The sequence below is a fragment of the Dehalococcoidales bacterium genome, from assembly GCA_028717385.1.
Classification (GTDB): domain Bacteria; phylum Chloroflexota; class Dehalococcoidia; order Dehalococcoidales; family CSSed11-197; genus CSSed11-197.
In genome coordinates this window covers 1-26,170 of the sequence record JAQUNW010000016.1, presented here as the reverse complement: position 1 = coordinate 26,170, position 26,170 = coordinate 1, and the positions used below count along the sequence as shown (strand labels likewise).

General features: G+C 41.9%; 27 protein-coding genes. 15 read left to right on the top strand and 12 right to left on the bottom strand.

The features are described from left to right. Both PHX29_04855 and PHX29_04850 read left to right on the top strand, forming a co-directional pair. A partial coding sequence (locus tag PHX29_04855; protein ID MDD5605221.1) for an ATP-binding cassette domain-containing protein occupies positions 1-712 on the top strand: 712 nt, incomplete at its 5' end. Between the two features lie 71 nt (positions 713-783). Continuing rightward, positions 784-966 carry a hypothetical protein gene (locus tag PHX29_04850; GenBank protein ID MDD5605220.1) on the top strand — a complete coding sequence of 61 codons (183 nt, stop codon included), beginning with the start codon at positions 784-786 and terminating at the stop codon, positions 964-966. Positions 967-1,426: 460 nt separating this feature from the next. On the opposite strand, the gene PHX29_04845 is transcribed toward PHX29_04850, so the two are convergent. The 6 genes from PHX29_04845 to PHX29_04820 all read right to left on the bottom strand — a co-directional run bounded on the left by PHX29_04845 (position 1,427) and on the right by PHX29_04820 (position 5,143). Continuing rightward, a complete protein-coding gene (locus tag PHX29_04845) occupies positions 1,427-2,302 on the bottom strand; it encodes an anti-sigma factor (protein MDD5605219.1) in 876 nt (291 codons plus the stop codon). 21 nt (positions 2,303-2,323) lie between these two features. Then, on the bottom strand, positions 2,324-2,842 hold the full coding sequence (locus tag PHX29_04840) for an RNA polymerase sigma factor (protein ID MDD5605218.1): 519 nt from the start codon (positions 2,840-2,842) through the stop codon (positions 2,324-2,326). A gap of 334 nt (positions 2,843-3,176) precedes the next feature. Further along, complete coding sequence (locus PHX29_04835; GenBank protein MDD5605217.1) at positions 3,177-3,869, bottom strand: 2'-5' RNA ligase family protein; 693 nt, start codon at positions 3,867-3,869, stop codon at positions 3,177-3,179. 27 nt (positions 3,870-3,896) lie between these two features. Continuing rightward, positions 3,897-4,355, bottom strand: a complete 459-nt coding sequence (locus tag PHX29_04830) for an NUDIX domain-containing protein (protein MDD5605216.1) — start codon at positions 4,353-4,355, stop codon at positions 3,897-3,899. Between the two features lie 20 nt (positions 4,356-4,375). Continuing rightward, a complete protein-coding gene (locus tag PHX29_04825; GenBank protein MDD5605215.1) occupies positions 4,376-4,963 on the bottom strand; it encodes a LemA family protein in 588 nt (195 codons plus the stop codon). A 9-nt stretch (positions 4,964-4,972) separates the two neighbouring features. Next, positions 4,973-5,143, bottom strand: coding sequence for a DUF2683 family protein (locus PHX29_04820; GenBank protein ID MDD5605214.1), 171 nt, complete (start codon positions 5,141-5,143; stop codon positions 4,973-4,975). A gap of 201 nt (positions 5,144-5,344) precedes the next feature. Here PHX29_04820 and PHX29_04815 point away from each other — a divergent pair, with 201 nt between their 5' ends. Further along, a complete protein-coding gene (locus PHX29_04815; GenBank protein ID MDD5605213.1) occupies positions 5,345-6,157 on the top strand; it encodes a hypothetical protein in 813 nt (270 codons plus the stop codon). Between the two features lie 182 nt (positions 6,158-6,339). Then, the gene (locus PHX29_04810; protein ID MDD5605212.1) at positions 6,340-6,594 is read left to right on the top strand and encodes a type I restriction-modification system subunit M N-terminal domain-containing protein; all 255 of its coding nucleotides are present in this window, start codon (positions 6,340-6,342) and stop codon (positions 6,592-6,594) included. 38 nt (positions 6,595-6,632) lie between these two features. Here PHX29_04810 and PHX29_04805 read toward each other — a convergent pair whose 3' ends face one another. The 3 genes from PHX29_04805 to PHX29_04795 all read right to left on the bottom strand — a co-directional run bounded on the left by PHX29_04805 (position 6,633) and on the right by PHX29_04795 (position 8,375). Beyond that, entirely contained in the window at positions 6,633-6,971 is a 339-nt protein-coding gene (locus PHX29_04805) for a hypothetical protein (GenBank protein ID MDD5605211.1), read from the bottom strand. A 64-nt stretch (positions 6,972-7,035) separates the two neighbouring features. Then, complete coding sequence (locus tag PHX29_04800; protein MDD5605210.1) at positions 7,036-7,989, bottom strand: DDE-type integrase/transposase/recombinase; 954 nt, start codon at positions 7,987-7,989, stop codon at positions 7,036-7,038. Continuing rightward, positions 7,983-8,375 carry a hypothetical protein gene (locus PHX29_04795; GenBank protein ID MDD5605209.1) on the bottom strand — a complete coding sequence of 131 codons (393 nt, stop codon included), beginning with the start codon at positions 8,373-8,375 and terminating at the stop codon, positions 7,983-7,985. Before PHX29_04795 ends, PHX29_04800 begins: the two co-directional genes overlap by 7 nt. 104 nt (positions 8,376-8,479) lie before the next feature. Here PHX29_04795 and PHX29_04790 point away from each other — a divergent pair, with 104 nt between their 5' ends. The 4 genes from PHX29_04790 to PHX29_04775 are packed head-to-tail and all read left to right on the top strand — an operon-like array spanning position 8,480 to position 15,368. Further along, positions 8,480-10,213, top strand: a complete 1,734-nt coding sequence (locus PHX29_04790; GenBank protein MDD5605208.1) for an N-6 DNA methylase — start codon at positions 8,480-8,482, stop codon at positions 10,211-10,213. Beyond that, positions 10,210-11,523 carry a restriction endonuclease subunit S gene (locus PHX29_04785; GenBank protein MDD5605207.1) on the top strand — a complete coding sequence of 438 codons (1,314 nt, stop codon included), beginning with the start codon at positions 10,210-10,212 and terminating at the stop codon, positions 11,521-11,523. Before PHX29_04790 ends, PHX29_04785 begins: the two co-directional genes overlap by 4 nt. Before the next feature lie 9 nt (positions 11,524-11,532). Continuing rightward, the gene (locus tag PHX29_04780; protein MDD5605206.1) at positions 11,533-14,520 is read left to right on the top strand and encodes a type I restriction endonuclease; all 2,988 of its coding nucleotides are present in this window, start codon (positions 11,533-11,535) and stop codon (positions 14,518-14,520) included. 2 nt (positions 14,521-14,522) lie between these two features. Then, positions 14,523-15,368, top strand: coding sequence for an arsenite methyltransferase (locus tag PHX29_04775; protein MDD5605205.1), 846 nt, complete (start codon positions 14,523-14,525; stop codon positions 15,366-15,368). Positions 15,369-15,991: 623 nt separating this feature from the next. Here PHX29_04775 and PHX29_04770 read toward each other — a convergent pair. Continuing rightward, positions 15,992-16,918, bottom strand: coding sequence for a cation diffusion facilitator family transporter (locus PHX29_04770; protein MDD5605204.1), 927 nt, complete (start codon positions 16,916-16,918; stop codon positions 15,992-15,994). Between the two features lie 653 nt (positions 16,919-17,571). Here PHX29_04770 and PHX29_04765 point away from each other — a divergent pair. The 4 genes from PHX29_04765 (at position 17,572) to PHX29_04750 (ending at position 21,778) form a co-directional block, all read left to right on the top strand. Continuing rightward, positions 17,572-18,123: a sigma-70 family RNA polymerase sigma factor gene (locus PHX29_04765; protein ID MDD5605203.1), complete on the top strand. Its 552-nt coding sequence runs from the start codon at positions 17,572-17,574 to the stop codon at positions 18,121-18,123. A gap of 9 nt (positions 18,124-18,132) precedes the next feature. Further along, positions 18,133-18,957, top strand: a complete 825-nt coding sequence (locus PHX29_04760) for a hypothetical protein (protein ID MDD5605202.1) — start codon at positions 18,133-18,135, stop codon at positions 18,955-18,957. Between the two features lie 566 nt (positions 18,958-19,523). Next, positions 19,524-21,215 (top strand): DEAD/DEAH box helicase, encoded by a 1,692-nt coding sequence (locus PHX29_04755; protein ID MDD5605201.1) that lies wholly within the window; start codon positions 19,524-19,526, stop codon positions 21,213-21,215. Between the two features lie 248 nt (positions 21,216-21,463). Further along, positions 21,464-21,778, top strand: a complete 315-nt coding sequence (locus tag PHX29_04750) for a hypothetical protein (protein MDD5605200.1) — start codon at positions 21,464-21,466, stop codon at positions 21,776-21,778. A gap of 238 nt (positions 21,779-22,016) precedes the next feature. Here the strand turns inward: PHX29_04750 and PHX29_04745 are convergent, their stop codons facing one another. Both PHX29_04745 and PHX29_04740 read right to left on the bottom strand, forming a co-directional pair. Next, positions 22,017-22,733 (bottom strand): hypothetical protein, encoded by a 717-nt coding sequence (locus tag PHX29_04745; GenBank protein ID MDD5605199.1) that lies wholly within the window; start codon positions 22,731-22,733, stop codon positions 22,017-22,019. A gap of 1,391 nt (positions 22,734-24,124) precedes the next feature. Next, positions 24,125-24,391, bottom strand: coding sequence for a hypothetical protein (locus PHX29_04740; GenBank protein MDD5605198.1), 267 nt, complete (start codon positions 24,389-24,391; stop codon positions 24,125-24,127). 327 nt (positions 24,392-24,718) lie between these two features. Here PHX29_04740 and PHX29_04735 point away from each other — a divergent pair, with 327 nt between their 5' ends. The 3 genes from PHX29_04735 to PHX29_04725 all read left to right on the top strand — a co-directional run. Next, entirely contained in the window at positions 24,719-25,018 is a 300-nt protein-coding gene (locus PHX29_04735; protein ID MDD5605197.1) for a zinc-ribbon domain containing protein, read from the top strand. Positions 25,019-25,667: 649 nt separating this feature from the next. Then, positions 25,668-25,847, top strand: a complete 180-nt coding sequence (locus PHX29_04730; protein ID MDD5605196.1) for a hypothetical protein — start codon at positions 25,668-25,670, stop codon at positions 25,845-25,847. A gap of 97 nt (positions 25,848-25,944) precedes the next feature. After that, positions 25,945-26,170, top strand: a 226-nt coding sequence (locus PHX29_04725) for a twin-arginine translocation signal domain-containing protein (protein ID MDD5605195.1), incomplete at its 3' end; no start/stop codon positions are given.

The following is a 26,170-nucleotide window of genomic DNA, read 5'->3' as shown; positions in this document are numbered from 1 at the left end:
TGGAGAAGAGCGGAAACCTGAAAATCTCAAAAGAGTCGGTGTGGTTATGGACTCCCAGGGATTTTACCCTAATTATTCGGGAAGAGATAATCTGCGTATGTTTGGCAGTTTGCATAAACCGGTGGATAACAAGCATGTGGATGAAGTGCTTGAAATGGTTGGGCTTGCCAACCGTGCCCATAGCATCTTAGAAAGCTACTCCATGGGCATGAAACAGCGCCTTTCAATTGCTTTGGCCATTCTTGATGATCCGGAACTCTTGATATTCGATGAGCCAACAAATGGAATGGACCCGGAAGGCATTGCTGAAATCCGCGACCTGATATCACAACTTGCCAGGCAGGGTAAAACCGTGTTGCTTGCCAGCCATATACTAGCTGAAGTAGAACAGGTTTGCACTCACATGGCTATATTGAAACATGGCAAGGTGGTTAAACAGGGGGATATGCTCAAAATAATGCTTGAAGCCGGGCGAAGCGAGCTTGAACTGGTGGTTGTTGATCCTCAAAAAGCTGTGGCTGTGCTGTTTGATGTCGGATACAATGCGAGAATCGAAGATGTTATGGTGGTGGTAACCGCTCATGAAGGCCAGGCGGAACATGTATCGGCCGTATTGGCCGAACATGGTTTATTTATAAAGGAAATGAGAAGACGCAAAGCAAACCTGGAAAGCGTGTTTCTAGAAGCTACCGGGTGTAATAAAAACCAATAAATCAAGCATAATAGCCGGTTATTTCTTGAGGTACGAAGGACTTGTGTCTTGTTCGGGATGAGGAGAAGCTAATGATGCCACCTGGTCCACTGGATATAGTGATAATAAAGGCCTTTGGTGTTTTGATATCCTTGTTATTTTTCATCGTGCTCGCTGTTTTTCTTTTAAAATTTATTAAGCAAACCATAAGGCATCAGGTCAAGGAAGAGGCGCTGAGATTCCAAAAAGAAATGAACGGGCAGGACCAAAAGTAAAAGAGGATAAAACAAACGATCGAGTGGTAGGGCGTGCTGTAACGCGGAGTTGTTCATAGTTTGATACTTTACCTTATTGAAAAATCAAAACTAATCGATATTCCCCTTGTACAGCACGCTCTACCATGCAGGTTTCGAACCGATAATTAAACCAATTTAAAAACCATGGCAAAGGTTCTGGCTTTCATACAAAGTGGCCCACCATCGTTTTTCGATATATCGAAATCACTATTCCAGTAGTGTATTCAACAATTTGATGGAAGGTGCATCGTCCTTATGTCATAAGAGAGTTCTTTTGTGAAGGTAGTTACCATTGAACTCTTCAGTTAGATACTATAGCCTCCGAATTCAATACCATAGCGTACCAGTTCACCAGTTCTATTCTATAATCGTTTCTTCCCTGTAGCCATTCGCAGGATCCTTAGTCGCCGAGCGTTATTTCGGCCACTTCAGCCTTTTCCTATTCAGACAGTAGTGCCGGCAAGACTTCTATTGCACAGGGGATAAGCTCGTAATCCTTTCCTTTAACCGCAATTCCTATGTCGAAAGTATAAATTCCGGGTTTAACATTCTCACCTATCGAAAATGCAAGCACCGGAGCAATAACGTTTACAGGGCGAGACCACCGGCATAGTTCTTCAACGGAAATATTGGCGTTTTCGGGCATATTTGCTACCCCGAGTTTCAATTGATCCAGGGTGTAAGGGGCAATGATAACGATCATGTTGTTCCTTGTTTCCCCAGCTCTGGTTGTTATCCAGTCCCTGTAGCGTATATCGATGGAATCGTCATCTCCAATGGTTATTTCGGTTGTGTCAATTTCAGGCCAACTATCGGGTTCCCCTACCTGGTGGGCATTACCCCTGTAAACATAACCACCGGGTGTCGGAACGAGGTCATCTGCGGCTTCCTGCGTAACGTCTGGCGGTTCTGTAAGAGCTGATTCAGCTATGACAACTACTGTTTCGCCGGGAAGAGACATTATTATTGTGGCAACTACAGATATGACAATTATAAAAGCGGTGGCCAGTTTAACCATATTTGAGGAAAAGACTGAAAAAATTCGCTCTTTAAAATAGCTGGGGTTTGTTCGTCCAGTTTCGCCATCCTGTATTCTAGCAAGAATTCTATTCCAGGTACTTTTATTTCTCTCTGAGGTTAGGGTTGAGGAGACCAGGGTCTGGCGGAATTTTATCTTGAACCTTGATAATTGCTCGAGCTCCTGACAGCAGGCAGGGCATTTTTCAAGATGCTCCTGGATTTCTTCAACCTCATTGGTTGCCAATTCATTATCCAGATAAGAATTTAACAGTTCATTCGTATCCTGGCAGTTCATTTCATTCACTCTCCCTGACAGTTAAACGTTGGAATGGTTTACCTGCTCTCTCAAGGCCCTGGTTGCGCGGCTTAACCTTGACCTTACCGTTCCAATGGGAAGCTGCATGATATCGGCAATCTCGGCATACGAAAGGTCGTCGAGATACTTCAGCACCAGGATCGTACGGTGCTTTTCATCCATTGCGCCCAGAGCTTTTAGCATCTCGTCATATTCCTGTTTCGTTACCAGCAACTCTTCGGGCTGTCTGCTTGTTGCCTCCGGAAAATCGAAATCTTCCAGGCAGTCGTAAACAGAAATTGCACGTATTTTTTTATAACACTCGTTCACCGTAATGCGGTGCAGCCACGTAGCCAGGCTGCCCTTACGACTATCGTAGCTTGCCCGGAACTTCCAGGCAGCCACGAACACTTCCTGGACAATATCCTCAGCTATATCTCTTGATCCCGTAATTAGATATGCGTGCTTGGAAACCATGCTGTTGTAACGGTTATACACCTGCTCGAAGTCCCGTTTATTGCCCGATTGCCACTTTTCCATTTTCGCCTTCTAAATATATATAGTGGAAAAAATTAAAAAAGTTCCATCTAAATTATTTTACTTTAAGTTACCAGTTAGAAGAAGACAATGGAAATAAACAGTTGGATCTTAAAGATCGAACAACGCAGGCAACGGTATATCTATTCCAGGAAGGTGTGAGCTAAGATTTGTATTACCCCAAATGTCATAAGCTAACGTTTCCCAACATTGCCTGTTTTATTAAAGAGTTCTTTTGTGAAGGGGCTTGATATTGAAGTTTTTATTCGTGTGATTTTGTGAAATTCGAGGGCGGGTTTTGTGAAGGGGTTCATTCAGTATTCATGATGCCAATATTCTAGTTTCTCCAGAAAAATAATGTTTTTTTAACCTTCTCGAAAATAGAATATTTTTCACTGGGCAAACCCCTATACTCGCACAAACGATTTATCGTTTTACGCCACCAGTGATTACTCAAGGCCTGACTTCTACTTAACCATTTTCGCAACAACAAATCATATTCACTGATAATTTTCCGTTTGCGATTAAGGACGGTCATTCTAACCAGATGTTGATGAATACAGGGCTGATCTTTCTTGCTCAGGTGTTTCTTAATTTTATCAAATTTACCATCGATGTCTTTCATCGCTATTGTAGAATGAAACCAGTATTTGTTTTCACTGTCCCAGGGCTGGCGATTTTTCTTCTCGACTATCCTATTTAATTCATTCGCTAAATCCATTCGCAATTGTATAAGTTCTGGTGAAGGAATTATTTTTGCAGCTATTACTTTGGCATTATTGCCCGCTTTGCTATCGAAGCCATCAACAGTAAATGGTATCAGCGTATATCTTTTAGCCACCCTTTCTATCGTTCTAAATACATCATAAGAGTTATTTGTTTCAAATGGGCCGTATAAAGTTATATGGGGTACAGGCCGGCCTTTTATAGCTCCTTTAACCCCAAAATTTCTGGATACTTCGTGTATTAAGCTTTTGAGGTATCGTTTGGGATAACCATGGAACCGGTATTCAATATAATAGTAATTCAAAATAGCTGTGTTCGTGCCCCCTAAATTTCAGCTCAGCCAGTCCATAATTCGGTGGAATAAGCTTGTATTTTCCTGCTTAAGCCTGCTGCTTTTCTTGAAGCGATAATATCTATGAAGTATTTCCTTAGTGGTGCTTGAAATCCTTATATCTGAACCTGGTTTATAATAGGCAACATGTGCAATTTCTTTATGTGGCTTTGCAGTTCCATCAGCTTTGATCAGACAAACCGTGTGGTAGTCCACGAAATATCCATGCTTGTGCGATTTATGGGGATAACCCTTGTGCCTGAAAAGCAACTTGGCATTGTAAGATATTAGCCCTGTTTCTTCTCGCAACTCCCTGATTGCAGCCTCAATTCGGGTTTCACCTCTACCAGCTCCTCCGCCCGGCAATAAAAACATCCTGTTTTTGCCCGCTGTAACCAGGATGCCCTTTTCTGTCTCAACGATCGCCGTTCCTCTGCGCCTCGTGTGCACCCTCACCATTTCATATACCCTAAAATTATTTACGCTTCATCATTAAAAATTTCCCGGGGCTCAAATACTGGCTGCCCTTCAAACGTAAGGTATTCCAACACAGAAAAGTGGTGAACCCGCGCCACAATATTTCTGGGAAATCTGCGGGTTCTTTCATTGTATTTCTGCGCTACCTGGTTGTATGACAGGCGCGTTTTCCTCAGCCGTCTTTCAATATCCGTATCTCTTTTCAAAAGAGATAGATGCAACTTATTTGCCTTAAGATCCGGATATTTTTCAAATATAGCCTGAAGTTTAAAATAGTTGTTCTCGATTTGCCTGGCCATTTTCACCTTTTCGTTCAAGCCGGCATCTTTAGTCCAACGGCTCCTTGCCTCGATTGTATCTTTCAGTGCCTTATATTCGTGTATGTCGTACTTTTTGGCTATCTGGGCCAGAGCATGCATGTTATCAAGGCGCTCCTGCATGATGATATCAACGTCAGCAAACTTACGCTGTGCTCTGGTGATCCAATACTGGAATTTGTTATAGACTTGTACCCAGCTCTTAATGATGAATATCACTAGTACGAAGAATATAGCCCCTATAACTAACCATATTATCGCGGTTGTACCCATAGTTCCCTCCTAGACCTGAAAATAATCTTTATTTGCAAGCTTTTTTGGCTTTACTTCGGCTTCAAAATAATGAATCATCTGCTTTATGGCTTCCTGTTTCGAATTAAGCCTGTTAACGATTTTGTAAACTTCCACAATCCTGTTTTCTTCTTCCGATAGTTCAAGTTGAATCTTTGCCATATCTCCCCCCTCTCGGCTTTCCGCCAAACCAAACTAAATATCATACTGTATATCACCATATTATATCACGATATATCTTATTTGCAAGAGGATATTTCGTCTATTAGGAAAATATTTCATATAATCATGTTAATGATAGCGTAATATGTCTTTAATGTGGGCTACAATTACTTGTCTCAATACAAGCAAAGGGGGTGAAAAATGTCATTATCAGATTTTTCCCATTTCGCTCGCTCAATATTAGACGAGCTATTTCAAAAACCAGAATTCACCCTGAAAGAACCGATCAAAGCAGTTCCGTTAACAAGGAATTACCAAACATTAGGCGCTGGTTTCGATTATGCGCTCAGGATTTTGGTTTCAAAACTTAACGCCAACATAGTAAACGCCTTTCCATTAACCGCAAGAGGTGGAATCAAAGGTGATAAGAGGAGACTGCAATTTATTGAAGACTTTGAAGAAAAACGTACTCAGTTTGCTCGTGGTGATGTTTCGATTTCCTGCTTGCTTGCAGATTGCATAATTCTTGCCAAGCTGGAAGCAGTAGCCCGAACAGGTAATAATTTCCCGAATTCACAAATATTTGATGTAGATGAAAGAGATGTAGAAGATCTCCTAAACCTTATGGAATTGGTAAATCCCAGAGATTTCAAAGCAAATCATACATGTGTTTTAAATCCTGTGTTTGGGAAAAGCAGCCTGGATGTGGGAGGCGCGGATGCAGATATCATCATAGATTCAACTTTAATAGATATAAAAACTACGAAATACTTAAAATTTACGCGGGAATATTTCCGGCAGCTTATAGGCTACTATATATTGAACAAACGCGAACGTTTTCCGTACGGTGTTATAGACCACCTGGGAATTTACTATGCGCGTTTTGGGATGTTGTTCACATTCCAGGTTCCGCCAATTATTGAAGACGTGTGGCGTAACAAAGAAACCGGTGAAGAGCTTGCTTCTTGGAAAGTTGTTGAAGAAGCGATTAAGGATTACAAAGCCAACGACTAAAAAAGTGGTTGCAGGCATAAAGTATACGGGTGATAAACTACTGGTGTTTAGCGATTAAACGATAATTATTTTAGCATACAACTAATGGATCAATATCATTAAGCCACAGGCATGGGTTATAATTAGGAAAATCGTATTAAATTAACGCTAATAGTATTTTACAAAAGGCAGGCATCTACTGAATGGCAATGGACCGCTTTAACGAAAAGGTAAGTTTTATTTGGAGCATAGCCGAGCTTTTGCGTGGGCCATATAAACCAGGTCAATATGGTGAAGTAATCCTTCCTATGACAGTTCTGCGCCGGCTTGATTGTGTTTTAGAACCAACCAAAGATAAGGTTTTGGCTAAATACGAAAGTCTTAAAGGTGGCCCGGTGAAAGATATAGAATTAATCTTAAACCGAGTTGCAGGTTACGACTTCAATAATACTGGTTAAGTTCTTTTTTGGTTGTTCACTCGTGGTTATTAGCATTCTTACCCCGCTTTTTTTATAGATAATATTCTTATTAGTTTATCTAGTTTTTTATTACTCTTTATTAATTGGGTTTCTATATTATCCAGTTTATGTTTAGTGGTTTTGCCCGTATTTCTAATTAAAAACCACCCACAGATAACCACAGTCCAAAGTGTTACTGAAGCTAAAAGCCCTAGCATATCCCACCCCGTTTTGATTGCATAGTTAAAAGCAAAGGGCAATACAAATAAGGCAATAGTGAATGTATATTGTATTCTGTTTTCGTATCTATCCCAATTGCTCTCAATATGTTCAATCTTACCTTTAATCCAATCATTTCTCTGTTTTCCTTTAGGCATATAATGCTCCTGAATATATTGTTTATGGCATTATACGCTGATTTACTTTCAGAAACACTCATTTTTATAGCCTCCCTGTTCCCAAACTTGGTTTGGTTTCTTTATTTACCCTGCGCCCACGCTTGCGCTTGTATAGCTTCTTTCCTGTTAAGTCTATCTTTTGTCTTGGTGTTTGCTCTTTCGGTTGTGGCAATTGGCTTAGCTGTTTCCAGTTCTTAACATCGTAATCTACTTTGGCTGCTTCAGCGGGGGTTTTACCATCCAGGTATTCATGCGGTTTGAAGTAGTTGTAATAGACTACAAAGCCATCGGTAAACTGAATTAACGTATCAATATCCCTGAACGCCCGCATTACCTTTGTTCTGTCTTTGAGTATCCCATGCCAGCGTTCAATTAAGTTAGTATTCTCTGATACCGTAAAGCTTTTGCTCTGGATATGTTCGGTATCAGCACCATAGGCAAGTTCTATACCGTCTAGATAGGCTTTCAGCTTATCTGTAACTACTACTTTGGGGGTTTTGCCTGCTACCTTTGCGGCTTTATTCATCAAGGCTTCAGCGTCTTGGGTAGTTCTTGATACTGATACCCTTGAAGCCAGTAAGAACCTTGTATCGGTGTCTATAATATCCCAAAACCATATTTTATGATTACCATCTAGGTCTAACATGGTTTCATCTGCTATCCATGTATCACCCACTTGGGGTTTGTAATCCCTGAAGTGGTCTATTGCCATATCGGTATATTTATCTACCCACTGATAGACTACCGACTTTGACGGGTAATAACCTTGTTCTTGGTTTAAGTGATTTCGTATATCATTAAAGCTCATGCCCATGTAATACATGGATAATGCGCTTGATATGTATTCGGGGGGTACTTTCATATGGAACAGGCAATCATCACCCTTGAACTTCCGCTGGCAATCTTTACACCAATATAACTGTGTGCCTTTGTATTTACCGTATTTAAGAATATTGGTTGAACCACAATTTTTACAGGTTATTTCGTCATTTACCATATATATTTCCCTTCATATTTTTTATTTCGCTGTATTCCGCATTTATGGCAAGGTTTAAACATAACTTCGCTTGGCAGGACTCCGCTTTTTATATCTAACCCTATGCCGGTAATATCTTCATGACCATGCACTCTTAACATAGTTCTTGCCATGCTAATTAATTCTACTTCTGAAACCCTTATTTTATTTGGTATAGGCTCTTTGTTGTAACTAGTATTTATAAATTCATTATTGGATTCTTTTTTATGAATTTTCCAATACGAGATTATTAACATGGGTATTGCGATTATCAATAAATATAGCGCCCATGCAGGTGATACAAATACCCCCACGGCTATTTCAACCCCCACCCATGCTGCTGTATGAAGCAAGAACCATTTATCCATATCACACCCCTACTCTTTAATAGTAAGAGTGTATAATATGGAAATAAGATAAAACAACTAAAAGCGAACTTTACCATAATACTTCAAAATTCACGTTTCAGGCTTTGAAGGGTGACTCGAATAACATTGCAGCTAACCTTACTCATTACATCAAGAGTTTTTCTCCAAGAGCAAGAGAGATTCTCGATAATTTTAAACTGGAAGAGCATATAGCCAGCCTGGATAAATCCAACCGCCTTTTTCTAATAGTTTCCAGATTCAGTGAGCTGGATCTTCACCCGGATACTGTTACCAATATTGAGATGGGCTATATCTTTGAAGAGTTAGTACGCAGGTTTTCTGAGCAAAGAAACGAAGAGGCAGGTGACCACTTTACCCCAAGAGAAGTAATCCGGCTGATGGTAAATTTGCTATTTGACCCGGATGAGTATGTTTTAACCAAACCAGGAATTATCAAAACGCTCTTTGATCCTGCTTGTGGTACCGGGGGGATGCTCTCCGTAGCAGATGAATATCTCAACCAGCTTAATCCGGATGCAAAGCTCATAGTATTTGGTCAGGAATACAACCCGGAATCTTATGCAATCTGTGGTTCGGATATGATGATAAAAGGTGAAAGCCTGGAAAACATCAAACTTGGGGATAGTTTTACCGATGATGGTTTCCCTCACAAGAAATTCGATTATATGCTGGCCAATCCACCCTTTGGAGTTGAGTGGAAGCCCGAAGAGCATCATATCCGTAAAGAGTATGATGAGCAAGGGCACAACGGGCGCTTTGGTGCCGGGCTGCCACGTATAAATGACGGCTCCTTTCTTTTCTTACAGCACATGATATCCAAGATGAAGTCTGATGGCAGCCGCATAGGCATCGTCTTTAATGGCTCCCCCTTATTTACCGGGGATGCTGGCTCCGGGGAAAGCAATATTCGTAAATGGATTATTGAAAACGATTGGCTTGAAGCAATAATTGCTCTGCCGGACCAGCTTTTCTACAACACCGGTATTTATACTTACATATGGATTGTAACCAATAAAAAGGCACCGGAAAGAAAAGGCAAGGTTCAATTAGTCAACGCTACCACCTTTTTCCAGAAGATGAGGAAAAGCCTGGGGCAAAAGCGTAACGAACTTTCTGAGAAGCATATTCAGGATATAACTAATATCTATGGTGAATTTCAAGAGAATGAGTACTGCAAGATATTTGACAACAAAGCCTTTGGGTACAGCAAAATAACGGTTGAACGACCATTAAAACTCAGTTTTCAAGTATTACCAGTGCGGATAGAAGCATTAAAAGAAGCAACAGCTTTCCAGAATTTAGCCAAAACTAAAAAGAAAGGGGAAGCCGGCCAGGCTGAAATCGAGAAGGGAAAAGAACTGCAAAAAAAGATAATAGAAAGCCTTAGCGACATGGATTCAACCATGGTATATAAGAACCGAAAGGATTTTGATATAGCTCTCACCAATGCCTGTAAAAACTGTAGCGTTGTACTAACAGCAGCTCTTAAAAAAGCAATAATAAGCGCCTTATCTGAAAGGGATGAAACGGCTGAACCATGTACCGATTCCAAAGGCAGGCCAGAACCTGACCCCGAACTGCGTGATTACGAAAATGTTCCACTCAAAGAAGATATTCACGAGTACTTCAAACATGAAGTTCTGCCCCACGTATCAGATGCCTGGATTGATGAAGATAAGACAAAAATAGGTTACGAGATACCATTCACCCGGCATTTTTATAAGTACGTTCCACCACGCCCTCTCGAGGAAATTGAAGCCGACATAAAAGAGGTAGAGACGGAAATAATAAGGATGATAAATGAGGTAATAGAATGAGCTTGCCCGTTCCCATTTCTGAAAACAGCAAGCCAGTGCATACCCGTTATCCTGAGTATAAAGATTCGGGTATTGAGTGGCTAGGTGAGATACCGGAACATTGGGAAACAAAAACAATAAAACGATTATTTAAAGTATATAACGGCTCGACTCCCAAAAGTTCGGAACCTATTTATTGGGATGGCGCTATCCCGTGGGTGACACCTGAGGATTTAGGGGAATTATCTAGCAATGAAATCGACAATACAAAGAGAAATATCACTGAAGCAGGCTACTCAAGTTGCGGAACAACAATGGTTCCTGTCGGGAGCTTGGTTCTTTCAACTAGAGCTCCAATAGGGCATTTGGCTATAGCTCAGGTAGATCTTTGCACTAATCAAGGCTGCCGTTCTCTAGTGCCATATGGGAACATAAGCCACAATTTTGGCTTCTATGTTCTGTATTCAGCAAGGCAGGAGCTGGTTTCATTTGGTCAAGGTAGCACATTTATGGAGTTGGGAAAATCAAAACTGGAAGCCGTTTCTCTAGCTCTTCCCTCAATCGAAGAACAACAAGCCATCGCTGATTATCTGGATGCAGAAACCGCCCACATAGACCAATTGGTCGAAAAGAAAAAAAGATTAATCGCGCTTCTGGAAGAACAGCGGACAGCTATGATAACCCAAGCTGTTACCAAAGGGCTTAATCCTGATGTTGAAATGAAAGATAGTGGGGTTGAATGGTTGGGCGAGATACCGGCACATTGGGATTTGAAAAAATTAAAACATGTAACGACTTGTTTAGATGGAAAACGTGTACCACTCAATTCCGAACAAAGAGGTTATATACAAGGTGGATACCCATATTGGGGCGCAAATGGAATATTAGATTATATTGATAATTGGCTGTTTGATGAGCAATTAATTTTGTTAGGCGAAGACGGAGCTCCCTTTTTCGAAGCCAATAAAACTGTGGCATTTCTTGTAGAAGGAAAGATATGGGTTAATAACCATGCACATGTGTTAAGAGTCTTGAATTCGACAAATGCTCGTTTTTTAACAAATGTGCTTAATGTTGTTCAATACAGACAATTTATTGAAGGCAGCACTAGAGATAAGCTCACACAAGATTCAATGAATAATATTCCCATACAATGTGCGCCAATCGAAGAACAACAAGCCATCGCAGACTATCTGGATAAAGAAACAGCCCGTATTGACAATCTTATAAACAAAATCAACCAGGCTATTGAAAAGCTTCAGGAATACAGGTCTGCACTCATCACTGCAGCAGTCACCGGAAAAATAGATGTGAGGCAAAAAGCGGCATAGGGGGTTCAAATGCCAGTTGATCATAGAGAAATAGCATTTGAAAGCGCGATCGAAAGCTCACTGCTTAATGAGGGTGGTTACATTAAAGCAAACCCGAATAATTTTGACCGCGAGCGAGTACTAGATCCTACTATCCTTGTTCCCTTTGTTAAGGAAACCCAGCCCAGGCAATGGCAGTATCTGGAAAACACCATCAAAGAGAACGCCGAAACGGTATTTCTGGATAGTCTTTGTAAAGCAATGGATTCACAGGGCAGCCTGGATATACTTCGCCATGGTTTTAAATGTTACGGCAAGAACTTCCAAATAGCTTACTTCGCCCCTGCTTCCAGTATGAATCCGGAGCTAAAGAAAAATTACGAGGCTAACCGGCTTTCTATAACTAGGCAGTTGCATTACAGTTTGAACAGTGAACAGTCTATAGATTTACTGATAAGCCTCAACGGCATCCCGGTGGCAACTGCCGAACTAAAAAACCATCTTAGTGGCCAGTCTGTAGAAAATGCCATACACCAATACAAGAACGACCGTGACCCACGAGAGAAAATATTTACATTTAAGAAACGCAGTCTAGTGCATTTTGCGGTAGACCCTGACCTGGTGTTTATGACTACAAAGCTGCAGGGAAGATCAACTGTTTTTCTGCCTTTTAACAAGGGGGACGGCACAGGTGCCGGCAACCCCAACAATCCTGATGGTTACAAGTCCAACTATCTGTGGGAAAACATCTGGCAAAAAGACAGTTTCTTAGATATTCTGGCACGTTTTTTGCATCTTGAAATAATCGAAAAGGTCGTTGATGGCAAAACCATCCGCAAGGAAAAGATGATATTCCCCAGGTATCACCAGCTTGACGTGGTAAGAAAGCTGGAAGCGGATGCCAGGGAACAAGGACCGGGCATAAATTACCTTGTCCAGCACTCTGCTGGCAGTGGTAAGAGCAACTCAATTGGCTGGCTGGCGCACCGGCTGGCTTCTCTTCATGATAAAAATGATAAAAAGATATTCGATTCGGTTGTAGTTGTTACCGACAGATTAGTAATAGATAAACAGCTGCAAGATACAATCTATCAGTTCGAACATAAACAGGGGGTTGTTGAAAAAATTGATGTTGATTCAGCGCAGTTAGCTCAAGCCTTGTTATCTGCAACCCCGATTATCATAACTACATTGCAAAAATTCCCCTTCGTTACTGAAAAAGTTGGAGACCTACCAAATCGAAATTATGCCGTAATCATAGATGAAGCCCACAGCTCACAATCAGGTGAAAGCGCAGCTGACCTCAAAGGAGTTTTAGCCGGACAAAGCATCAAGGAACAGGCAAGGGAAGAAGCAGAAGCGGAAGGTCTGCCCGATTATGAAGAGGAAATCTTGAGAGCAATAGCCAGGCGAGGCAAACAGCCCAATATCAGTTTCTTTGCCTTTACTGCTACACCAAAATATAAAACACTGGAAGTATTCGGCCATTCAGGCGTAGATGGCAAACCGGTGCCATTCCACCTTTACAGTATGCGTCAGGCTATTGAGGAAGGGTTTATTCTGGATGTACTAAAAAACTACACTACCTATAAAACATACTACCGCATTATTAAATCAATCGAAGATGACCCGGAAGTAGAAAAGAAAAAAGCGGCAAGGGCACTGGCACGTTTTATGTCCCTGCATCCGCATAATATAGCCCAGAAAACTGAAATAATGGTTGAACATTTCAGGAAGTTTACCAGCCACAAGATTGGCGGTAAGGCCAAAGCTATGGTAGTAACCTCTTCGAGGTTACACGCAGTGAGGTACAAACAGGCTTTTGACAAATACATTTCTGAAAACGGGTATAGGGATATAAAAACCCTGGTTGCTTTCTCGGGCACAGTTTATGACCCGGATATCAATGATAGAACATACACGGAAGTTGAAATGAATAACGGCATTCGGGAAAAGGAACTTCCGGAAAAGTTCTCATCGGGCGAATACCAGGTTCTTTTGGTTGCTGAAAAGTACCAGACAGGCTTTGATCAGCCTCTTCTTCATACTATGTATATCGACAAACGTTTATCTGGGGTTCATGCGGTTCAAACCTTGTCACGCTTAAACAGAACCTATTCGGGCAAGGAGGAAACCTTCGTTCTTGACTTTGTAAATGACCCAGAGGAAATCTACGAAGCCTTTAAACCCTATTACGAACAAACCTCAATAAAAGAAGAGGTTGATCCTCAACAGCTCTATATTCTGCAAGCACAGTTGGATGAGCAACAAGTGTATCACCAGGATGAAGTTGCAGCTTTTTGCAAGGTGTTTTTTAAATCGAAGGAAAATCAGGAGCAGCATGATCATGCCATGCTTTATTCGTTTATCGATCCAGCAGTAAAGCGTTTTAAAGCTTTGGATGAAAACTCCCGGGAGGATTTCAGGCATCTGCTGCTCACCTTTAGGAACCTCTATTCCTTTCTTTCACAGATTATCCCTTTCCAGGATTCTGATCTTGAAAAAATATATACTTATGTTCGTTTCCTCCTGAATAAATTGCCCAGACGGCAAAACGATGCTAAATATGAGTTTGATAGCGAGGTTAATTTAAAATATTACAGACTTCAAAAGATTAGCGAAGGGAGCATTAAACTAGAGCCAAACGAAGCAGGCGACATATCCGGACCAGTCTCTGTTGGAACAGGGGCAAACTATGGTGAAAAGATAAAGCTCTCCAAATTGATAGATATCGTCAATGAGCGCTTTGGAACTGAATTCAAGCCCGCCGATGAGCTGTTTTTCAACCAGATTCGGGAAGAGGCAGTGGCAGATGAATCGCTAAGGCAGGCAGCGCTTGCCAACCCGATAGACAACTTTAAATATGTTTTCGATAAGGCCCTGGAAGACCTTATTATTGATCGTATGGAACAAAACGAGGATATATTCGCCAAGTTTATGAATGACAAGGACTTCCAAAAAGTGGTTTCCAGCCACTTGTTAAATGAGGTGTATGAGAAGATTCATCAGGCGGGTTAAACATGAAGAAGGAAGAGGTTAAAAAGACGGTCAGAGAGCGGTATGGAAACATAGCCAAGCAGAGTGGCTCCAGCTGCTGTTGCGGGCCTGCGTCGCAAGTTAGCTCGTGCTGTGGAACAAGCGCCGGTGTTGCTGCTGGAATCAGTAAGAAGATTGGCTACAGCTACAAAGAGCTCAATGCTGTGCCAGAGGGATCGAACCTCGGTCTTGGGTGCGGTAACCCGGTGGCTCTGGCATCACTGAAAGAAGGAGAGACGGTATTAGACCTTGGCTCTGGTGCTGGCTTCGATTGCTTCCTGGCGTCTACCAAGGTTGGGGCGAAAGGTAAAGTCATCGGTGTTGATATGACTGCTGAAATGTTGGACAAGGCTAGAGAAAACGCTAGAAAAAACGGTTACACCAACGTGGAATTTCGATTGGGCGAAATCGAGAATCTACCTTTGGCTGATAACTCAGTAGACGCCATTATCTCGAACTGCGTTATCAATCTTTCAAGCGACAAGCAGAGAGTTTTCGATGAAGCATTTAGGGTGCTAAAGCCAGGTGGAAGGTTGATGGTTTCGGACATCATCATTCTAAAAGAACTCCCAGACTTCATCAGGAATTCAATTGACGCTTATGTCGGGTGTGTAGCCGGAGCTATGAAGAAGAATGACTATCTAAAAGCCATTAGGAAATCAGGCTTTGAAGAGGTTAAGGTCGTAGAGGAATCGACATTTCCTTTGGATTGCGTAGTGAGTGACCCCGTGGCGAAAGCCGCTGTGGAAGATTTGAATTTGACTAGCGAACAAGTCAAGGATATATCGACTTCAGTTGCCAGCGTTAGAGTCCAAGGGCTGAAGAAGTAAGCGAATAACCATGAAGATCTGTTATTGCTTCAATTATACTGATCTTGACATTATTGAAGACGCTCGGAGATACCACGGACGATCGTTAATAGAAGACAGAATTGCCGAGGCTAAGAAGGTTGGGACCTGCCGGTGTGACATTAAGAATCCAAAGAAACGATGATGTCTGCCGGATGTCCACCGTGCAGTGGAAAAAGCAAGGGGGGGGTCTCTGATAGATAGTAAAAGCCTGCCTGACAACCTAATTACTTAGGCTAAAGACTAATTCGAAGGTTTTGGTTCTGCGTATTGTACAGTACCACCCACCACTTTGACTCGAACCTTTAATTACCCATCGTGAAAACCAATCGAAAGGTTCTGCCTTTCGTACAACATGCTCTACGGGGCAGGATTCGAACTTCTGTCTGTTAAATTAAAAGTAAATGAAAAGGTTCTGGCTTTCATACAAAGTGGCCCACCATGTTTGACAGTTCCGATAGACGCGCCTTTTTCTGCGGTGAACATTCCGCCAGATTGTTATCCTGAGGAAATTACAGTTGCGATAATCGGGGATTTTTATGAGGTACTAATAGTACCTACTTACACAAATCTATAGTAGATATTTATAGTATTGTAAAGGCTATTTATAGATGGCGTAGAGAACAATTCGTTATCAAACAATGACTACAATCTATTCCACTACAGGGTTCTACATGAATATCTACATCAGTATTAGTTAATCTGTCCGTGATATCTTTCTCAAGGTGATCACACATCTGGTGTGATTCCTCAACACTCAAATTTCTTGGCATAACTAAATGAAGGTCGACAAAACGTTTGTTCCCAGATCGTCGACTACGCATAGAGTGAAAATTGACTAATTGGGTATTATGCTCCTGAATACACTTTTTAATAAGATCTTGTTCTGCCGTGGGCAATTGATAATCTGTAAGCTCATTGAAAGCGTCCCGTGAAACTGCAAATCCAGCTTTTAAAACAAATCCAGCCATTATCAAAGCTATGATAGGATCAAGAATAACTAGATTAGTTAGACGTACCACTAGAAGTCCTATCAACACACCGGCGGCCGAATAAACATCAGCGCTAATGTTGCGTGCCGAGGCTTCTATTGCCAAAGAACCGGTGGATTTAGCCACTTTCTGCAAATGTCGTGATAGAAAGAAACTGGCTATAATTGAAATAACCATAACGACCATGCCTTCATTTGGCTCGATCGGCGTGCTATGCAATATCCGTTGTATTGCTGAATATATAATAAAACCGCCTGCTCCTAATACTAGTAGCGCTTGAATTAATGCGGCAAAACCTTCCATCTTCCCATGTCCGAAAGGATGTTCATTATCTGCCGGGGCTACTGACATTCTTATTGCAACAAAGGTGATACCAATTGAGAAAAGATCTAGAAGACTGTCGGCTGCTTGCGCCGAAATGCTTATACTTTTAGAGATGATGGAAACTAGAACCTTTAAAATGATAAGGCTGATAACGACAGCCAACGCAAGCTTGACAGCACCAGTTCTGGTGGAAATGCTTTTATTTAGATTATTCATAACTGATTCGATTTAGATTGGAATAAAGCTGAATGTCAGCTTGATATAGTTCCAAGGGAATATATGACCTATCCGAGCACTTTACATCAATTAGCTGTAAAAGTCCATAACGTATTGGAATTTATATATGTTTTAAAATAGCCATTTAATATTGTTATTGCCTATTAAGACTTGTTATTTAAATTAAACATTCCATCTTTTGAGTGTGATAAGAAATCAGAATTTGCTCTACGGCTGGAATAAGCCCTTTCTTCTCAAACACAAGTTCGGGAACTGTCAACCAAGGCTCACCATTAGTGTACAAAACCCGTACGAATGCATCATAATAAGTGTATCAGAGTTCACACTTTACCCGTTTTTACCCGCAGGTAAAGCCACAATGAAAGTACTGCCTTTGCCAAGTTCGCTTTCTATTATGTTCTCGCTCCCATGTTAATGAACAATAGACCGGTGCATACAAATTTATTTTTATCTTTAATAACCATGAATTGGCCCTTGTGCAGATTTACAAATTGTCTAACCTATTGTTCTGATGCGCATATTAATGATACTCTGGGGCCAGTATTGTTAGTATAGATAGCGTTGTCCTAATGGAACGAATTCACATTAACCTGCATCTTGTTTATTGAAGGTACTTTTAAGGAGCACTCCTGTTGAACGAACAAGAAGAGGAGAATATCATCCGCCAATGCCAGGTGGGGAATAAGGAAGCATTCGATAAGCTTATAGCCAACTACCAAGGAGTACTCTTCGGTACTGCATATTCAATAATACGTGAGCGATGCGGTGCTGAGGATGCGGTTCAAGAAGCGCTTGTAAAGATATGGCAAAACCTGCCATCATTCCGTTTCGAAGGTAGTATAAAATTCTGGATGGTGCGTATTGTGGCTAATGAGGTAAAACAAGCCTTCAGAAAAAAGAAGTTCCAGACAGTGCCCTTTGATCGTATAACCGAAATACCTGACAGTCACGAGAACGTGGAAGAAGCCGTAGTTGTTGCTGAAAACCGCAAGGAATTGCACCATGCATTGAGCAAATTGCCCTTGGAACAAAGAGAAGTATTAGTATTGCGCTATTTTGTGGAGCTTACGGTTCCGGAAATTGCATCAATTATTGGCAAGCCGGAAGGCACTGTTAAATCCCGCTTGAGCCGCGCATTGAGGCGCCTGAATCAAATATGCGTTTATCAGGATATGAGGGGATAGGGGATAATTATGTATAAGGAAAATATAAAAGACCAAGTTCAGAGTTTTTTTAAGCTTGAGGCTGAAATGCATAAGCCAAAGCCCGGGTGGTGGCAGGAAGCGATATCTCGTGCGAGTGCGCATGAGCAAATATCAAGCGATTGTGGATTTGAAAACCATAAATGCCTAAAAAGAAGTGGTTTTATGGAGAGAATGAAGTACACGTTTGAATCTTTGGCCATGAGAAAGAGGGCTTTTCCTGTAAAGTTATCCGTATATATAGCCTTGGCATTACTATTTTTGGGCTTGAGTGCTGGTATAGGAATTGTAATGGCAAACATGGGAAAGAGCGAAAATCCGCCGGTAGTTGAGCCCAATGAACTGGCAATTATAATAAACGGTTTGGCACAAGGTGAAGAAGCTTTCTTGCATCTGGGCACTCAATCCGGTCGCCTGGAGATAGAAAACCTGGTAAAATCCCGGCAGGTTGAAAGCGATTGCGCTATCCTGATGGAAGATCTTGTTAACAACTTGGAAGATGGCTACTATCTCTTGGTACTGGAAGTGCCGGAGCACTATTTTCGTGATCCAAAAGGATATTCTTTTATGGTGCAGGATTCTGTAATAGTTAATCCCCATGGGAGTATGTTTAATTTTAAACTCGAGGAAGCTTCTAGCCACTTGCCTAAGGAAGCCATAATAGCTTTTTCAGGTCCCTCAAAAGAACCGATACAACCTGTCCCCTTGCCACTCTGGCAGCGCTTGCTTCAACCAGCGGCAATTACTGGAGCAGCAATTATTGTGATAATGCTGGTAATTTTCGTACGTCATCGTAGATTAAAAGCAAATCGATGAAGGCAAAAGACCATATTTTAGAATAGCGTCTGGCCTGCCGGATACTACTGTTAAAGTCTTTTTATTTAATACCCGGGTGCTACTTCAATAAACTTCAAAGTGTTTTTCAAGATAAATTTGGTTGATCTAAAATCAATCTAATGGTACTCACTTTCATGCTGTACGCCATACAGGTTAGGATTCGAACTTTATGGCTCCTCATACCTATCTGAGGCTATTTACTAACAGGCATTGCAGTTCTGGGATAATGGTTTGCCTCTCAAACATAAGTTCGAAATTTGCTGACCAAAGTCAACACCAACCGGCTTATCAGCGCCAAGCTGTCTCAATAAACTTCCGGGAAATAAAAATTATCCCTTGGTTGTGGTATACTAATAATAGACACTAGTTAAGGAAATGCGCTACAGAAGTACCGCCTACCCTTTATGGGTGAAGAAGGCGGTACTTTTTATTGGAAATAGATCTTCTTGTTTGCAGACGGCACCAACTGCTGAGAGTGAAAAGCGAAATATTATTGGCGAGCAAGCCGTAACATAGTGGATTAAAAAAATGGAACCAGGAGTACAATGACAACCGATATTACACAATCAACAGACGTTTCCCGACCAACTGATAATACCAATGCAAGCGGATTTTTACAATTTGATTTCAAGCCGCAACTAATGCGCGGCCTCTCTGATCTTGGCTATAGCATGCCCACGCCAGTTCAAGAAAAGGCCATTCCGATATTACTGCGAGGTAGCGATGTCATCGCCCAAGCACTGACAGGTACGGGGAAAACAGCAGCTTTTATGCTGCCTATTCTTCAAACCTTAAAGCAAGGACAGAATGGCGTACAGGTTCTTGTGATGGTCCCCACGCGAGAGCTGGCTCTACAGGTCGCACAGGCTACCCTCGCATACGGAAATTATCTGAATGTAGACGTACTGGCAGTTTATGGGGGCCAACCTTACAGCCTGCAGATAGGGCGCCTGAGAAAGGGTATAGATATTGTAGTTGGTACGCCGGGAAGGCTGCTAGACCTTATTCAGAAGAAGGAGCTTGATCTGAGCAGCCTGAGCGCAATAGTTCTAGATGAGGCGGATGAAATGCTTAGCATGGGTTTCATTCAGGATATTGAAGAAATACTCAGCAGTTGCCCTTCTGAGCGCCAGACGGCACTCTTCTCCGCTACTCTCTCGCCGAAAATCGTTAGCATGGCTAAGAAATACATGCATGCTCCACAGTCTGTCATTATTCCAAGCCGGCATCTTACCGTCGATGCAATCGACCATCGATACTGCTTGGTCAATCAAAAGGACAAGCTGGCGGTGCTGACGCGACTTTTTGAAATTGAAGATATTACCAGTGCCCTCATATTTGCAAACACCCGGATCAGCACGAGCGCTTTAGTGAATGAGCTCATGGAGCGTGGTTTTCCGGCTGAGGCGCTGAATGGCGATCTAGCTCAAACGACCCGGGAGCATGTATTAAATCGCTTCAGGCGCAATCAAACTACCGTGCTCGTAGCTACCGACGTAGCAGCCCGAGGGTTGGATATCGATGATATCTCGCATGTTTTTAATTATGACCTTCCGCTGGATCCTGAATCCTATGTACATAGGGTTGGACGCACCGGTAGAGCAGATAAAACAGGTATCGCTGTTTCCCTGGTGACGCCTCAGGAGCAGTGGCGCTTGCATCGGATAGAAGGCTACACTAAACAGTCCTTGACCCGGGTACAAATTCCTGGCGTGGAGGAAATCGAGGAACATCGGGAAGCAAAGTTGCTAGCGCAGATGAACGGCTTGCTAAAACGCGGACGCTGTCAAAAAGAATTACAGCTGGTTACGCGCCTGGTGGAAATGGGACATGACCCGATCAAGATTGCTGCTACTGCCCTAAAAATTGTTCGCGCTGAGGAAAAGCAGCGCCCTATTGCGGAAATTAGCCAGGTAAAGGAATCAGGTTCTTCAAGCCCCTGGAGGAAAACTCAACGAGATAAAAACGGGAAAGGAAGTTCTGTTTTAGGCCATCCAAACGAAAGAGGAATGGTCCGCCTAACCCTGAGCGCCGGGAGATCCCATGGTGTACAGCCCGGTGATATCGTGCGCATGATAGCTCGCCAGGCTGATTTTCCTGGCAGTAACATCGGTGCCATTCGTATTCTAAATGACCATACACTGATTGACATCCCGCAACAGTTTGTCCAGCAAACACTGGCTAATGCCAGCAAATATCGCATTCGTAATAATTCAGTGACACTGACGCATGCCTGAATTGCCTGATAGCCTGGAGTGAAGGGCTAAATCTCAGTGAAGCTGGTTCCGGAAGAGAGGTGTAGCTGCTTACCATGGATTTTTACTCCGGCTATCATTCCCGGTGAAATTCTATCAGAGAAAAATCCTTCCACTGCCGGACGTCCCAGCAAACCACTCTTTTGGTAGGCAGGGAGATTTCCCTCATTATCTGCTCGTAGCTATAGTAATTATCTGTTCTCGGGTATGCATTATTAAAATAATGCATATTGCCATCTGGTGAAGTGAAAACACAGACGGTATGTGATGCCCTTATCGGTCTGGTAATTACCGTTAGAAGAAGGGGTTTAGAGTCTGGGTATCATTGTGAAAGCAGAGCGGCCGCCAGTACTGCAGGCCGTCACAATCATCTTTTTCTTGCTCCAAACAGTTTGGGGGTAGCTTATGGAGTCATAAAGATGCCAGAAGCTATCTTTAGTCTATTTAACTTGACGCAGAAAGACTTCCATATCACCCAGGTTATTAACAATTGGAAGCGCGAGTCGCCGGTATTTGCGTTCAAACAGGTTGCGCCGGAATTTTGACCAGCTATACCTGGCGTCTTGAAGCCACCATCTAAGAAACAAGCCCATTTTTTGGCCAATCCTTAAGTAAAGTTGATAAAAAACTTAGGCGCTACTGTTAGTTTATGCCACTGCTAGCAATATGCGATCAGGGGATATCATCAGATACTTACCAACATATGGAGTTTATTATCTCAGCCATAGGTTAAGTTTGCAATGGCCGAGCATGTTTGTATCAGGATTAGAGGCTTGTGAACGATTACCGCCCAGTTTTCTTTTTTCTGCTAACACGGCGCGAGGAGGCCAGTTTCATCAATTTTCTAAAATTACGTTTACGGTTGCAAAATTTACATGTCCCAACTTCATTTGAGTCAATCAGCCAGTGATGAACGCATTTATCTGAAGTGAGTACCATCAGCTTCTCAAGAGTTTTGTGAATCTTGAAATTCCCTCCGTCACTGATAGCTTCCTTGACAGCCTTAACGGGACCGGGCTTGTCAGATCCAAATACAGCCACCTTTGCATCCGGGGCTAAGAATTCCTTCCATGTAGATATTAAGACTGCTACGCTGTGGTAGTCGAAAACATTGTTTATTAACAATAAACCTATTCTATCTTCGTTTTTCCATTTCCTCTGGGCATGTTCTGTATTATCTAAAGAATAATTCTTGGTGTTACGGAAGCCGGTTTTTTCTTGAGTGAAAGCAAATATATCGTTGTCGCTATCCGAATCGTTGGTATCTTGCGTCTTTTCGCTTTCAATTCCCAATTTTTTAATTTTTGGCTCTCCAGCTTTGCGGGAACTTTTAATATCAGGCTCATCTGGGGTACCATCAGTGCCAGCTATCTCAAGAATGTATTCATCATCTTCAACGCTTGTTGCTAGTTTGAGGATAAGATTAAACTCGGATTGCGATATTGCTATTTCTTCCAAATTCTGGCTATTGTTCTCTGCTATTTTCCTTTTCTTTTTCACTGTCAACATTCCTTTTCTTCTTATTGCCTTTTTACTTTGTAAAAAGGATTGTATTGTTTTGCGCTCCGATATTCTTTAGCGGAAATAATGTGTTTTTTGTTGATCATCACGTGAGAAGCAGTCTGCTGAATTTTGGAATGGTTTATTACGATAACTGTATTAGAGATTTTTAATAACTTTGGAAAAGTATCCAGTTTTTCTTTCCAATGGCTGGTTTGCGAATGCTGAATATTACCAATCAACGTATAGCCGGGGACAGAGAATTGCACTCTCTTGGATTTTAAAAAGGAAAATGGCATCTTCAAATATTCAAGAGGCTTGATAAACAATACATCATCAATGTCTATCTCTATATTGGGAAATTTACCCTTGTTGCCAAGCGTATATATCAATGCTTTTTCGATATTTAGCCGCGTGGTATTACATAGGTATTGGAAGAGGGTGTTTCCACTATTTTTAATAATGAACGAACTGCAAGGCGGACACCTTAAATATCCCGTGCATATACCGTCGTTTGTGAGATAGACGCAGATGTTTATTCGTTTGTGAGTGTGAGTATTCAATGGTTGCTTTCCTCGAAAGTGTTTTACAAAAGGTTCTGTATAGTAATTGTTGGTGAAGTGCCTCCTTTAACTTGTTTTTATCTGTGTTGTTTAAGTCTTTCCTTTTGCAGTTTGTAACCCTCCCTTGAGGGTACAAAATCAATGCTCCTGGTTTGCTGGGGCGAGTCATGATGTCCGGAGGATAGAAAGAGTATATAACCTTAGCCGAAGGCGATACCGGCAGCAATAATATGGCTACGCATGGCTGATGTGGATAGAGGTCACCACTTATAGCCAATCCAGGGCTCTTGGGTAATTGCAGTAATAAAAAGTTTGCTTCGAGCAGTTATATAGAAAACCTCGATAGCAATATATTAAAGCCTAAGCTCGAATAAATGAGAGAAAATAAAAGCTAGCGTTACTATGAATAGATAGAATAACTGTCATTATTATTCTACCATTCTTATACTTTCTTAGCAATTATATTTGGAGATACTTCAGGGCATTTGCAGCAGTTTGTGGATATGGTTATTGCAACAATAAGTAAAGTCATAGATTTACGGCATAATCCAGTCTGATTCGATTGAGAATTATTTCCGAAACGTTAACATTTGATCTAATAGGATTCATATGATTGAGTCTTAATCTACAATCACGATGTAAAATAATTCCTGAATTAAACAAGGGCTATATTGCCATGGCTTAAATCCTGTGGTACTAGTCCGGTATTTGTATTTATTACGCAATCGTGAATATGGGCTTGGATGCTATTATTTATAAATTCGGAGCTATTGAAAATAGTTTACATCATGGTTTCCATTGTTCTGGAGGTGCTTGGTAGTGACACTCTCAGCACACTGCTTCCTGGGCGATTCTGCCAGTGTGGCCAGCTGGAATCGGATGGCGGCCATAACAATTGATCCATTCCAGAGCAGAGAGATTGTGAGGTGTTGCTGGTGGCACGGAACCCGGTGGTAATGTATCCTGCGTTTTTGTGATTGTTATCGTAGAGAAAGAGGTGTTAGTATTCGTGATTGTCTTGGTGGCTTCTTCGACTTGTGTGCACGCGACCATGAGGGCAGATAAGACTATCAGGCTAATACCAAGTAAGACCAACAAAACCCTGTTATTTATTTCATACCTCCAGCAAGATCGTATAAGCCCAACAACAACGTGAGTCGGGCATCTTTTTTTTCTACTCAGGTTTGCTTAACCTGTTGTGCGCCGCCAACGTAATTTACAAAATAATATACCATCCTCATGTTACAAAAATGCTACTGGATAATAGAGCAGGCGGTTTAATTGTAAAAATGTGTCGATCGTGCTATATTAAAAACAAGTTTCAGTTTAGGTTACGACAAGCTTACTAACAGCTTCTCAAACAGAGCCTTTCGAGCGTTGGGCGACCAGACTCTAACTAATAATAAGAGAGGAGGTTGTTCAATGAGTTTTCAGGATAAAAAACTCCAGTGTGCCGATTGTGGTGCAAGCTTTACCTTCAGCGCCGAGGATCAGGAATTTTTCCAGTCAAAGGGTTACGTAAATGAGCCCAAACGCTGTCCTTCCTGCCGTCAGGCCAAGAAAGCGGATCGTTCTGGAAAAGGCAGCTTTGGAGCACCCAGACAGATGTTTTCTGTGAATTGTGCTGAATGCGGCAAAGCCACCGAAGTGCCGTTTCAGCCGCGTGGCGACAAGCCGGTTTATTGCAGTGACTGCTATCGCAGGCTAAAACCAAGCAGGTAATAACACACATCCCTTCCCTAAGTTTAGAAAAGGCCGCCTCCTGAGAGGCGGCCTTTTCTATTTCACCGAATGTTTATGAGTGCTAATCACTGAAATATACCACTCAGGCCATTTTTGTAGAAAACCGTTTTAATAATTATTCAAATCCTGTTTATTTAATACAGATATTACAATAATGTAATATCTGTAACGATTGCGATGTAACACTTTTGTAATGTAGTTCGTGATATATTTGTGTACAGTTGTGTTGTAATGTTATATCCTCGCTTAAAAGGTTGTCAAATTATCAGTCACCATGGCCAGTTGCTTCTTACCGGGGGAAACCAGGGTGCCCGGGCTTTTCGGACATAGAGCCACTGGCTTAAATATAATCACCTCCCCCTCCCGTGAGCGGAGCCCTGGGTGTAATCGGGGCGTGCGGTAGGGTATATCTGGCCATGGTGAAAAAACTTGGCGCAAAGAAATTGACAAAAATAAATCCCCCAGGGAGATTTTTACAAAATAGCAGGAGTGACTTGCGGATTTAGTTCTACACAATAATATGGCCTCTGCAAGTAATGTAAAAGTTACATAGAAGGGGGTGATGGGTGAGCGGCAAAAAATGAGTTATCAACTTAAGGTTAGTACAAAGGAAGTGAGGTGAGCGCAATTGAGTTTAGAAGTAGCCAGTAATTATAACTTGAGAGAAGCCGGGCGGAAACGCAGCACAATAGGCTTAAGAGCTTCCACAAAGGAGCGGATCGACCGTTGCCGCGCACCAGGCCAGTGCTACGACGGTTTTATACAGCAAATGGTCGAGTACTGGGAGAAAAACAAAAATACCAAATAGGTGTGTTTGATTTTAAGTTTATATAGGAGGTGGTGCAAAAAACAGTATCAAAATTACACACAGGCGCAAGAATATTATTAGGAGGTTTAATCACTAAATGCCTGAAAAAGAAAATGTAACAGAAACCGGGCAAATCTCCAGAAGGCAGTTTTTGAAGAACGCCGGAATCGTTGTCGGCGGTACCGCCGTCGGTTCCTCGTTCATTCTGGCAGCCTGCAAGGGAGACGCAGAAGAAGTAACCAAGACGGTTACGGTTACTACCGCTACTGCCAAGTTCAAATGCCCTTATGATGGTCAGGAGTTCGATACCTATGCTGCCCTCC

What these genes read in the sequence shown, in the direction of transcription:
- PHX29_04850 (MDD5605220.1), top strand. Translation starts at nt 784, where the DNA reads ATGATGCCACCTGGTCCACTGGATATAGTGATAATAAAGGCCTTTGGT.
- PHX29_04845 (MDD5605219.1), bottom strand. Translation starts at nt 2,302, where the DNA reads ATGAACTGCCAGGATACGAATGAACTGTTAAATTCTTATCTGGATAAT.
- PHX29_04840 (MDD5605218.1), bottom strand. Translation starts at nt 2,842, where the DNA reads ATGGAAAAGTGGCAATCGGGCAATAAACGGGACTTCGAGCAGGTGTAT.
- PHX29_04830 (MDD5605216.1), bottom strand. Translation starts at nt 4,355, where the DNA reads ATGGTGAGGGTGCACACGAGGCGCAGAGGAACGGCGATCGTTGAGACA.
- PHX29_04825 (MDD5605215.1), bottom strand. Translation starts at nt 4,963, where the DNA reads ATGGGTACAACCGCGATAATATGGTTAGTTATAGGGGCTATATTCTTC.
- PHX29_04820 (MDD5605214.1), bottom strand. Translation starts at nt 5,143, where the DNA reads ATGGCAAAGATTCAACTTGAACTATCGGAAGAAGAAAACAGGATTGTG.
- PHX29_04815 (MDD5605213.1), top strand. Translation starts at nt 5,345, where the DNA reads ATGTCATTATCAGATTTTTCCCATTTCGCTCGCTCAATATTAGACGAG.
- PHX29_04810 (MDD5605212.1), top strand. Translation starts at nt 6,340, where the DNA reads ATGGCAATGGACCGCTTTAACGAAAAGGTAAGTTTTATTTGGAGCATA.
- PHX29_04805 (MDD5605211.1), bottom strand. Translation starts at nt 6,971, where the DNA reads ATGCCTAAAGGAAAACAGAGAAATGATTGGATTAAAGGTAAGATTGAA.
- PHX29_04800 (MDD5605210.1), bottom strand. Translation starts at nt 7,989, where the DNA reads ATGGTAAATGACGAAATAACCTGTAAAAATTGTGGTTCAACCAATATT.
- PHX29_04795 (MDD5605209.1), bottom strand. Translation starts at nt 8,375, where the DNA reads ATGGATAAATGGTTCTTGCTTCATACAGCAGCATGGGTGGGGGTTGAA.
- PHX29_04785 (MDD5605207.1), top strand. Translation starts at nt 10,210, where the DNA reads ATGAGCTTGCCCGTTCCCATTTCTGAAAACAGCAAGCCAGTGCATACC.
- PHX29_04780 (MDD5605206.1), top strand. Translation starts at nt 11,533, where the DNA reads ATGCCAGTTGATCATAGAGAAATAGCATTTGAAAGCGCGATCGAAAGC.
- PHX29_04775 (MDD5605205.1), top strand. Translation starts at nt 14,523, where the DNA reads ATGAAGAAGGAAGAGGTTAAAAAGACGGTCAGAGAGCGGTATGGAAAC.
- PHX29_04770 (MDD5605204.1), bottom strand. Translation starts at nt 16,918, where the DNA reads ATGAATAATCTAAATAAAAGCATTTCCACCAGAACTGGTGCTGTCAAG.
- PHX29_04760 (MDD5605202.1), top strand. Translation starts at nt 18,133, where the DNA reads ATGTATAAGGAAAATATAAAAGACCAAGTTCAGAGTTTTTTTAAGCTT.
- PHX29_04755 (MDD5605201.1), top strand. Translation starts at nt 19,524, where the DNA reads ATGACAACCGATATTACACAATCAACAGACGTTTCCCGACCAACTGAT.
- PHX29_04735 (MDD5605197.1), top strand. Translation starts at nt 24,719, where the DNA reads ATGAGTTTTCAGGATAAAAAACTCCAGTGTGCCGATTGTGGTGCAAGC.